An 11,456-nucleotide genomic window follows, 5' to 3' on the forward strand; every position below is an offset into this window, starting at 1 on the left:
AACATGAAAAAACGAATAGCATGGATACTGACTTTGGCAATAATAATGAGCACCATGAGCATAAGCTATGCCAATATACAGTTACCTGTGGACAGGCTTAATATTGACAATATCTTTTTTGTCGTTGGAGAGAATATTATTACAGGCGATCCAATCATCAACCCAACTATGTTCATCAGCTGGGAAGATCCGGATGAATGGGCAGCTGGGGATATTGTACATACGCCTGAGTTTTATGAAGTGATTGTAAAAAACATAACCCTAGGAACCAGTACAACCATTCGTGTTAACGCCGGATCAGCGGAGTTTATTAACAAGACGATGGAAGTGCATAATAAGGTGAATCTTCAGACCGGTAGTTTCTATGAGATTAACATTCAACCTTATCACTATCATATTGTAAATAACAATGGTACAGATGTTTATGTCTTAGCACCATTAGCCCAAGCACCTGTAAAAGCTTACGGTATTACAGACATACAGGTTGATTTTGAAAGCAATGAGGATTCCATACAAGTCATTTGGGATGATTTAGGTTTGCCCGAGTTTCAGTACCGTATAGTATATGCCTTGGGTGATTATTCCAGCCGTAGCAAACAAGAACTGCTGAACAACAAAGAAGGGGAAATAACAGGATTATCCATCGATAGAGATGATGTAACTTCCTTCTATGATCCAGTAGCAAGACGTCAAAAGTTATCTTATACCATCAGCAATAACATTTATCCGGGACAAGTCTATTCAGTTATGGTTGAACCGATGGTGGACTATTACAATGGTTATACCATTGTAAGAAACCGTAATTTCCCTCTTATCAAAAGTCTATCGACCAATGTAGAACTTTCTTTGGTAGAAGATGGGGATTATTTACGCCTGCAATGGGAGATTCCGGCCAGTTTTAGAGTAGGGCAGGCACAAGAACAGTATGAACTTGTTGAAGCCGTCCTTATGGAATATCAAGGTGGTAGAGGACGTAATTTGGTTATTTTCGATGGAGAAGCAGCGTCTATTGGCTACTATCGATTGCAAAAACCCATTATTGAAACAGAGTATGAATTAAAATTAACCTATAAAGCAGTAGATGACACATCCAAACCTCCCATTGAGCCTATTTCCAATCGTCTACGCTATGTGCCTTCAGAATTTTTGATAAAACCAACAAAACCCTATGTACCCAATGTGATATCTCCAAGTATCATACAAGATTTAAAACAAGGTAATACACTAGATCAGATTAGAACCATACTATCTGAGAAGTATTTGATACCTGGGTATAGTTATACAGGCAGTGTGGATGATCTTATCGGTCAAAACGTGACCTTTCATGTCGATGCTTACAATACAGCCATTAACTTTACTTGGGGTGCCTTTCAGAGAATCGATGTTAATCCGGCATCAAGCACTTACGGTCAAAATATTTATGATACCAATGTGTATTATGATATATGGGTAACAGATGAGCTTAGCACACTGGCCTATGCAACACCGATTGTAAATGAAGTGCGCTATAATTCAACGACAGATAATCGTGTACTCCTAAATTCAGAGAACAAAATCATTGGTTTTAGAGAGCAACTTAATTTTTATTACGACACAAGCCAAAACGAGATTATAGAAATCAAACCTAATGAAATATACTATATTAAGGTGCAGGCAAAAAAAATAACATCTCAAGGCACCTTAGTATCTGACCCTACGATTACAGCCATATACTATACCTACGGTGGTGATGCTTTTGAACCACCAACCATAGCCAAGCCACCTCTTAAAGTCAAGGACAGTGAGACCACACAGACAGGGGTGACTTTGAATTGGAAAGAATCATGGCACGAAGTAATTGGGAAAAATGTTGACCTAGATAACCCACTAAGCACTTGGCAGCATCAAGTATGGGTAGAAGACGATGGAAGCATCCATATCACACCTGTATCAGGCGCCGAGTACTTCCCGGTGTATTTAGGTAATGAAGAGATAGAGAAGCTACAAGCCCATCTAGACGGCATTGTAGGGTTAGACCCTATAGAACTTATACAAAGAAAGGTGGACCTTGGAAATGACGACTTTGGTGTTTCTGATGTTAAATATAAGTTTTTAAAGATACCCTACCAACAAGTTTTAGAGACCATAGCAACCAGACAAAATGTCAATCCGGCATTTTCCTTTGCAGATTATTATGACGAACTGATAAAAAATGACAAAGATGGAACGACACCATTAACATGGATTGACATCACACCCTATTCAGATACTACGGATAATACCTATTTGGCCTATAGAGAAAATGGTTTAATAGCTAATACATCTTATTTGTTTATACTCTATCCATACAGAGAAATGTTTGGTAACGAGCTCTTATATGCCCATTATCCCACACCAATAGTGGTGTCCACCAACCCTGAACCTGTTGTTGTCACACCCGATCCAACAGTACCATCGGTTTACATAACAGGCTATACATCTTCTGATATTACAGTTACATGGAAGTATAACTTAGATTTTGAATATGAACTGGTATATGGTCGAACCGATGACATTACGAAAGCAATCCCTGTACCAATCACATTACCGACCAATCAGTTGGATCCTGGCTATCCTCAAGATGGCGCCTACTTTGATGTTCTTGTAGATGATTTATTTCCATTGACCAGCTACTATTTCTGGGTAAGGGCAAAGCAGACAAGTAACAACAAGGTATCTCAGTGGAGTAATCCTGTGTTAGGCCAAACAAGAGACGCTGTGGCACCTATTCCACCAAGAGGGGTGGGGATAGCTCCAAACTCAAGAACACAGATCCATGGGTATGATAAGAGTGTAACCGAGGACTATATAATTATTGATTGGATTAAAGACTTAAGTGATGTAGAGGTGAAGGCGGACTCAAAAGTAAAAACAAACTATACCTATATCATGGAAGTGGCAGATAACCCTAAGTTCATAGACCCAATTTACATTGAAAGTGCGGGAGGAGACGGGGATGTCATACCAAGTGGTGTAGAGATTCTTGAGAAGAACCTGGTCAAAATCAATGACTTGATTCCCAATCGAAATTATTACATTCGGATGAAGACCCGATTGACCATAACCGGTAGTGAACAAGGCCAATTACTCATAAAAGAATCACCCTCCTATACCATACCCATTAGAGTCATCACTTTAGCATCCGGAAGTGAATATGATGGGTACAAGGATCCCGGTGCATCCATATTACCTACAGAAGATTTTGAATGGATTTATAATCCGGGTCAAGCTTCTTTAGAATACCGTTTTAGAGAGGATGGCACAGATGCTTCCGGCGGAGCAGATAACTTTGTAAATCAACGCTTGATTTCTAAGCTAATTAGGGACAAGGCATATGAATATGTTATAGATTTGAATCGTTTTGAAGATAAAAAAATAAACAGCCGTAGAATCACCATACCCTATACTGTTATAGAGGCCTTTTTGAAGTATCAGATTAAGTTAAAAATAGAAGCCGATGATTTGACCATTGAGATGCCTGCAAAAGCCGTTATGGGAGCCATTAATAAGCAAGTAAGTGCCCATGGTGTGGCACCAAATGTCATTATTGATATCCAGAATCTGGATTCAGCGACAACCATAGCACAGATTCAAGAGGTCGCCTTAACAGCTATAGCCAATCCGAAGCAAGTGGTTATATCTGTTTCAAGCAATCGGCAAGTGGACACCCTTCGTTATCTGGACCAACCAATGGGGATTGGTCTAAAAACAACATCAATATACGACCTAAATAACTCAGATACTGCATTATATGTTAAAGATGCCAATGCGAATTGGTCAAAAGCGAATAATGGCCGTTATAGTACAGTAAATGGAGTTATGTCTTTTGAAACCGCAGATGTCGGCAGCTACGGTCTTTACGCTATCAGCCGTCCAACCAACATAAGCGGCATACATGCGGCACCGGCCCATTGGTCAGAGCCATATAGACGTGATGTCTACAACCGTTATACAATAAAAGGCATACAAAACTATAATCCAAATGGCAACATCAGTGAAAAAAATCTGGTACAAGCGGTGTATGGCTCTGTAACAGAAGCAGATACAATTGATTTATCTATGTTGCTCTCGAATCAAAACATGACTACCTTACTTCGCTCAGGTATTAAGACAAACGAAAGCCAGACAAAACCAACAGTTACGAGAGAAGAAGCATTAAGTGTATTTGTACGTAGTTATGAGATCATGAACAATACCACCATTGAATTGGATACCACCATCTACAATAGAATCAGAAACGATCGTAATGTTAGTCCTAGCTATTATACCAATCTGACGAAGGCAGCAACACTCGGTCTTATATCAGATACTAGCACCATAAGACCTAAGGACACCATGACTTATGGTGAGTTTTATACCATTTGGTCAAGGACCTTAAGATAATGGGAGGGCTGATGATACTATTTATGAAAGCATTTAAGAAAAGTCTCATAGGCATATTGGTGATGGTTATGGCCTGGGGAATACCGGTCATGGCCGCACCTAGAGTTATTAGTGAAGTACAAGTTCTTTCAGACCACAGTGCCGTCATCAAACTCACTTGGTCAGATCAAGTCACTAAGACGCCAATCACCATAACAACATGGCGATTTACAGAGAGTCATACTTTAGAAGTGTTTTATATTTTAGAGAACAAAGAAGGAGAAAACTGGGATGAGAGGCTCATCAGTCATCCCACCTATACTTTCCCAATGAAAGTATTTGTTACACATGAAGGAAGAGGTCAATTGCAGCTGGCAGATATAGAACCCGGACAGAAGGCTTATGGCGCTATTATGAACCTCTACCACAGAGGTATTATAAATGGTTATCCGGATGGTAATTTTAGACCTATGAATCCGGTTACAAGAGCAGAATTTTCCAAAATGCTTCTTATGACAGCAGGCTATGCTTTAGATACCACCACACCATCTAATTTCAGCGATGTCAGTCAGGATCACTGGTTTAGAAGCTTTGTTATGACCTTAGCGGCAAGAGGTATCATAGAGGGTAAAGGCAATCATATTTTTGATCCTCAAGGCCATATTACCATAGGCCAGATGCTGACAATCCTTAGTCGTACCTTCAGAACATATGAAACCAACAATCCATACGCATACAGCTTGTCCAATCATTGGAGCAATGCATATTTTTTAGATGTGGTGAACCAAGGTTTAGTCCAACCACAAGATCTTTATTATAATCCATATACACCGGATAAAAAAGCCACACGAGAAGACTGTGCAGTTTTGTTATCCAGGGTACTGGAACAATTACATGATGTCACGAGATAATGAGGATGAAAACACCAATGTAGTCCAAGTTATAATTTCCGTAGGGTTAGATCACTACCAAGGTAATCTTCAAGCGCATCAAAACCGGACAAATCGATAGCACCCTCCTTCTTAGAATCTGCTTTGATACCACGTATCAGCAGATTCTTTGGTGTGTGGGTCATATCAATAAACTCAAGAATCTGCACCTCATACCCATTGGCTTTTAACCAATTGGCACGCATAGCATCCGTAAAAAGCGCAGCCACTCTTTCTTTGATGATACCATAGGAAAATAAGTCTTTTAGAGGTTCTATGTGGATTTGATGGTTAAGCTCATGCTGACAGCATGGTACGGAGAGAATGACTTGAGCCTTCCAATCGACGGCTTTTTTAAGAGCAAGGTCCGTTGCTGTGTTACAGGCATGTAATGTGACCATCATGTCGATGTCATGTCCGGATGTATAGTCGACAATATCCCCTTGTTCAAAATGAAGGTGATCATAGTGACATTTTTTAGCTAAGGCGTTACAGTCTTCTATGACTTTTCCTTTGAGATCCAAGCCGATGATATCAACCGACTTACCTTTGATGGCGGTAAGATAGTGATAGAGCGCAAAAGTCAAATAAGATTTACCACAACCAAAATCAAGAATCTTAATACGCTCTTTTTGGTCTAGAACATAGAGCACATCATCCACCATCTCAAGAAAGCGATTAATTTGTTTGAACTTGTCATATTTTTTCTTAAGGACTTGACCTTCAGGGGTCATGACCCCCAGTTCTACCAAATAAGGAATGGGTCTACCCTCTGGCAATAGATATTGTTTCTGACGGTTATGGCTAAGATTAGGCACTTTTTCAAAACGGGCCTCCGATTTTTTTAAAGTCATATGTCCCTTTTTGTTAATCAGGGCATGCCAAGTGAAGTTACTGGAAAAACCATCCATCTGCTTGAATATATTCTGGTCCAAATACCCATTTAACACAGTCAAAGCATCTTCAAAACCATAATTTTTGTGAAAAACTTGCGTTGCCGAATAGGATTGGAACTGAAAAAGCAATTGGTCACCTTTTAAATATGGCTTTATAACCACTTTCTTAATGGGGTGTTGTTTGAGCCTGGGGTGGCTTATGATAATCTGATGTAGTTTTACATTAAATTGCTTTTCTATAAAATCTCTATACATAAATAACCTCCTAGTATTATTTTCCCAGTTATAAGATTTCTAACCACAAGATTTTTGGTAATAAACTGGTCTTCAAGTTCTATTATAATCGAGTAAAGCAACACTGGCAATGTGGCAGATTGATGGCAAGGTGAGGTCATTGTGATGACAGTTTGTTAAAATGGTTGATTTATAGAAGGAATTCCGATAAAATAGAGTAGCTAGTGGAGAAAAATGAAGGTGTTTTTCGATGAAGTCAAAATAGGCAAACAAGGAGCTAAAAATGAAAAAAATAATGTCATTAATTGTAGCAAGTATATTAGTTTTAAGTCTTATGACGGCCTGTACATCAGGGGATTCTGTCATGACGGTCAACGGAGAGTCAGTACCTGTAGGTGAAGCTATATTCGTATTACGAGAATTAGAAGCGATGTATGAGTCTCAATATGGACCAACCATATGGGAACAAGGTTTTGAAGGTAAGACCTTTGATGAGATTGCCAAAGAAGCGGCGATAGATTCTTTATCAAGGTTACACATATCAGCTTTAATAGCGAAAGAACGTGGCATTGAATTAACAGATGAAGAGTTAGCAATAATCGATACAAGAATGGATGAGTATCTGCTTACAAAATCAGAAGAAGTCTTAAAAGAAGATGACATCAGTTTAGAGAATGTTAAGACGATTTTTGTAAACAATGCATTAGGTGAAAAACTAATGGATTTAGAACTTGAAGATTTTATTGTTAATGAAGAAGAACTCACCTTAAGTTTACAAGGCGATGTATCCTACCAACAGATTTTGCAATATGGATATGATGGTGTGTTAGAACAAGTTCAAGCGCAACATATATTAATCGCCAACAAAAATGAAGACGGAACAGAGAAAGAAGGGGCCTTAGAGTTAGCCAGGGAGGTCTTAGCCAAGGTAAATGCTGGTGAAGATTTTACGGAACTTGTAAAGACGTATTCAGAAGATCCCGGCAAAGTAGAAAATGATGGTATATATACCTTCTATCAAGGTGAAATGGTACCTGAATTTGATGCGGCAGCTTTTTCAATGGAAAACGGCGAAATCAGTGACTTAGTTGTCAGTGACTTCGGCTACCATATCATCAAAAAAATGGACCATATATACCCATCAGAAGAAGAAGTTATGAGTGTAAAAGAGTACGAAGGTTATATTAAAGATCAATATGCCAGAAGCCAGAAACAAGGTGAATTTGATCAACTTTTTAATGCTTGGAAAGAAGATTATACAGTTGAAGTTAACCAGAAGGTATGGGATAAGGTTGTCACCACCAACAAGAAGTAAACCGTATTTTCTGTGCTGTAGCAAGATATAACATCTAGAAAGTCATAAATGTTGACATAAAAAAGGGGGCAGTCGGATAATAATTATATTATCCGACTGCCCCTTTTTTTAGTATCTAATTTTTCATATATAACGCTGTGGACCGGATATCTCAAAACCTTAGTCTCGCCATACTGTATTTCCAATAATCTCCATATATGTAAAAAAATTACAATAATAATATTTGAATTACAAAATATACCTAAAAGTGCTTTACTTTTATAAAAATAATTGTTATGCTATGATAAGCACTAAAAAATTAATATATAGTCTTAAAGACGAGCAGAAGTAGTTATTTAGTAGATATCTGAGGTGACAGAAAACAAGTGTTAATCTTTTTATGGGAGAAAAGATTTGTAAGTTAGGATTGTGATAAATAAATCAAACGATGATATAGGAGAAATAATTAAGAATGGAATTATGTATTAATAAGAGAGAATTTAATGAGTTAACGAATCCCTAAGTATAGTACATAAACTGAGAATATAATATTGAATAATAGCCATGATTCATGAGCATTTTCAGGTCTTTGAGAATACCTGAATTAAGATGTTGGGCTTCCATTGATGGCCATAATAAGAGGCTTGCAATATTCTATGTAGAGATAGTAAATAGGCTCCTGAATACTTTTAAACATAGTTAATTTATCCTTCTAGGCATCAAGGCCTAAGGTAAGATCAAACTGTTTGTAGAACTCCCCCAAAATGGTATATATTGGAATTAATACAAATTTGTAAATGAAATGTGGTATCATCAGTTCCGAGCGAATCTCGAGAACGGAACTGTTATACATAAAAATTTTAGGAGGAAATTGAAATGAATTTAAACAATGATATGTTCCAAGAACTTACAGCAGAAGAAATGCATAATATTGATGGTGGAGATTTTTGGAAAAATGTAGGTAACTTGGGAGTGGCTGTAGGTGCAACTGCGATTGGAATGGCAGCATTGGTTTCAGCCCCAGTGTCAGTGCCAGTTGCAGCTGCCTTTATTGGTGCTTCGACAGCATGGGCATTATATAACAGTTAATTTTTGAAAAATGTTCTATCATTTATGACAATACTAGTTAACTTATAAATGATAGGACAATTTTTATTAGGTAATTGTGAAATTATTTCTGCTTAGTAAACGCCTAACGATTTTTTATAATAAAAGGAGAATAAGTGGAATGGAAAATGTTTTGGATGTTAATAATTTGGTTAAAGAATATAAAAATTTTTCATTGAAAGAATTAAATTTTTCATTGCATAAAGGAGAAATAACAGGTTTTATCGGGCAAAATGGTAGTGGTAAAACGACAACAATAAAGTGCATTTTAAATCTAGTTAAATGTGAAGGGGAAATAAAATTATTTGGTAAGAACAGTTTGGATTATGAGAAAGAATCTAAGGATAATATTGGAGTAGTGTTTGATGAGTTACCATTTGATGATTGTTTAAATGCGAAAGAAGTATCTAAAATTTTGAAATATATATATTCAAATTGGTCGGATGCTGTATTCAAAGAATATTTGATTAAATTTGGTTTGTCATTTAATCAAATATTAGGAAAGTATTCAAAAGGAATGAAAACCAAACTCTCACTTGCAGTTGCCTTATCTCATAAAGCTCAATTACTTATATTAGATGAACCAACAAGCGGTCTGGATCCGGTCTTCAGATGTGAAATTCTGGATGAATTAAAAATGTTTGCAAATGAAGCAGATAATGCAGTTTTATTCTCAACACATATTACGAGTGATTTGGAACAAATAGCAGACAATGTACTTTTTATCCATAAAGGAGAAATTGTGTTTTGTGAAAAAAAAGAAGAATTGCATAAAAAATATTTGACTATAAAGAACAATAAGACAATTTTAAATGAATTAGTACAGAGTGATATAATTGCATATAAGTCTATAAATTCAGAAGTTGAAGTCTTAATAAGATATAGTGAAAAATACATAAAGGAATATAATGCTAACAATCCTTCTATTGATGACATAATGCGAATTTACAGTGAGAAGACGGTGACTAAATGAAAGGTGTTTTTGAATACTTATGGATGATAAACAAAAGCAATATTAAGTTCAATTCAGTAAAAAATTCAATGTTTTTTTTCCTCATTGGTGCAGTAATCGTAAGTGCAAAAAAATATGCGCTATTTAACTCAAATGAAGCTGCACTAATTATTTTGATATTTTTGTTTTTTATTTTAGTAACAAACGCTAATTATTTTACTAGTAACTATAGAAGAATTAATATAGTCCAATTTGATAGATTTATTGCTGCAACTTCACTTGGGTATAGATCACTTTTAGTGGGGCTAATGTCCTTTAATTTATTACTGAATACGATTGATTTTTTTGTATGTATATTGGGAGTAAGTTTATTAAAAATTGTTTTTGCGGTAAACGTTGTTTATGAAATGAAGTTGCTATTTTATATATTTCTTTTATATACTATTTGGACACTTTTACTTGTACCTCTAGTTGTATACTTTAAGGACGGAAAAATAGCAGTCGTTACACTTACATTAGTTTTTATGGTTATCAATATAACGTACTTAAAGAATGACAATATAAAGGGTCTATTGATACAGTATGGCAGCTTAGTATTTTCTTTGGTAACAGTTTGTATATTATTATTTATAATAGTATTAAAGGTGTCAGAAAATTTATGGAAATGCGGTGAATAGATGATAGGATTAATCCTTCGAGATTTATATATAAATAAAAAAAGCTTATTAGCAATGCTAGTTATGATTTGTATTAATAGTGTTTTTTTATTTAACCAAATTAAAAACACAGGCGATTTTATAGTTATGCTAAATGCAATGTCTTTTGTTATTATTTTTATGTTATGCGCTATGGGTGAATATGTAAGTGTTGAAAAGTCGAACAGAAATTGGAAAAATTTCTTATATTCTAGCCCGTTAGATGTCAAAACAATAGTCGGACAAAAGTATGTTTTAATTTTGATTTTTATTTCTATTGGATTAATTATTTCAATGGCATATGTTTTTTTGATGAATTCTATTATGGGTTTTACATTAATCTTTGAGAATGTATTGGGAATTATTTATTCAATCGTTATTGTGTTATTAAATAGTGCGGGACATAAGCCGTTAGAATATAGATATGGTGAAAAAAGAGCTATGATTTTTACGACGATTTTCATAGTGTTGATTGCAATTGGAATGATAGTATTATTTTCGACGACTAAGATAAGAGTTAGTCAGTTGGAAAGTATGTATAATTTTTTGAAAGGATATACTGCTTTGTTGATGTTACCCTTTAGCTTAATCCTATTTGGAATTTCTTATGCAATTAGTGTGTGGATATTTAATAAATATATAGAATAATGGTTAAAGGGTCAAAACTAAGTTTCACTAAATTCACATACCATATATAGATTACATTGATACATTCGTAACTATATATGGTATGCGAAAGTTCAACTATATAGTTTTGACGCCTTAACCAATAATTGAACGTCAAGCATTTCCGTCATGTCGTTCTTTTATTAAGTTAGTGGATAAGAATTTAATCAATCGGTTTGAAGCTGCTTGTATTAGAGCCTTAGCTTATAGACCAACACAAAGCCTCAAAAACATACACATAATCTTTAAGTCAGGTCAAGTTCGAGTGAAGGCAGAGAACAGTGAATCCCCTCCATCAAACAA

The 11,456-nt window shown here is 35.8% G+C and carries 8 protein-coding genes; 7 read left to right on the forward strand and 1 reads right to left on the reverse strand.

Annotated elements, in window-relative coordinates; genetic code table 11:
- The first annotated feature begins 3 nt into the window (after positions 1 to 3).
- Together P0N36_RS06540 and P0N36_RS06545 are read left to right on the forward strand one after the other, a co-directional pair.
- Positions 4 to 4,401: a hypothetical protein gene (locus P0N36_RS06540; RefSeq protein WP_275842042.1), complete on the forward strand. Its 4,398-nt coding sequence runs from the start codon at positions 4 to 6 to the stop codon at positions 4,399 to 4,401.
- 11 nt (positions 4,402 to 4,412) lie between these two features.
- Entirely contained in the window at positions 4,413 to 5,291 is an 879-nt protein-coding gene (locus P0N36_RS06545) for an S-layer homology domain-containing protein (RefSeq protein ID WP_275842043.1), read from the forward strand.
- A 29-nt stretch (positions 5,292 to 5,320) separates the two neighbouring features.
- Here P0N36_RS06545 and P0N36_RS06550 read toward each other — a convergent pair whose 3' ends face one another.
- Positions 5,321 to 6,460 carry a class I SAM-dependent methyltransferase gene (locus P0N36_RS06550; protein ID WP_275842044.1) on the reverse strand — a complete coding sequence of 380 codons (1,140 nt, stop codon included), beginning with the start codon at positions 6,458 to 6,460 and terminating at the stop codon, positions 5,321 to 5,323.
- Between the two features lie 262 nt (positions 6,461 to 6,722).
- On the opposite strand from P0N36_RS06550, the gene P0N36_RS06555 reads away from it, so the two are divergent.
- The 5 genes from P0N36_RS06555 (at position 6,723) to P0N36_RS06575 (ending at position 11,135) form a co-directional block, all read left to right on the forward strand.
- Positions 6,723 to 7,754: a peptidylprolyl isomerase gene (locus P0N36_RS06555; RefSeq protein WP_275842045.1), complete on the forward strand. Its 1,032-nt coding sequence runs from the start codon at positions 6,723 to 6,725 to the stop codon at positions 7,752 to 7,754.
- Positions 7,755 to 8,609: 855 nt separating this feature from the next.
- Positions 8,610 to 8,822, forward strand: coding sequence for a hypothetical protein (locus tag P0N36_RS06560; protein WP_275842046.1), 213 nt, complete (start codon positions 8,610 to 8,612; stop codon positions 8,820 to 8,822).
- Between the two features lie 139 nt (positions 8,823 to 8,961).
- The gene (locus P0N36_RS06565) at positions 8,962 to 9,813 is read left to right on the forward strand and encodes an ABC transporter ATP-binding protein (RefSeq protein WP_275842047.1); all 852 of its coding nucleotides are present in this window, start codon (positions 8,962 to 8,964) and stop codon (positions 9,811 to 9,813) included.
- A complete protein-coding gene (locus P0N36_RS06570; RefSeq protein ID WP_275842048.1) occupies positions 9,810 to 10,469 on the forward strand; it encodes a hypothetical protein in 660 nt (219 codons plus the stop codon). Before P0N36_RS06565 ends, P0N36_RS06570 begins: the two co-directional genes overlap by 4 nt.
- Positions 10,470 to 11,135 carry an ABC-2 transporter permease gene (locus P0N36_RS06575; protein ID WP_275842049.1) on the forward strand — a complete coding sequence of 222 codons (666 nt, stop codon included), beginning with the start codon at positions 10,470 to 10,472 and terminating at the stop codon, positions 11,133 to 11,135. It abuts the gene before it with no gap.
- The last annotated feature ends 321 nt before the right edge of the window (positions 11,136 to 11,456 follow it).

The sequence above is a fragment of the Petrocella sp. FN5 genome (assembly GCF_029210395.1).
Lineage (GTDB): Bacteria > Bacillota > Clostridia > Lachnospirales > Vallitaleaceae > Petrocella.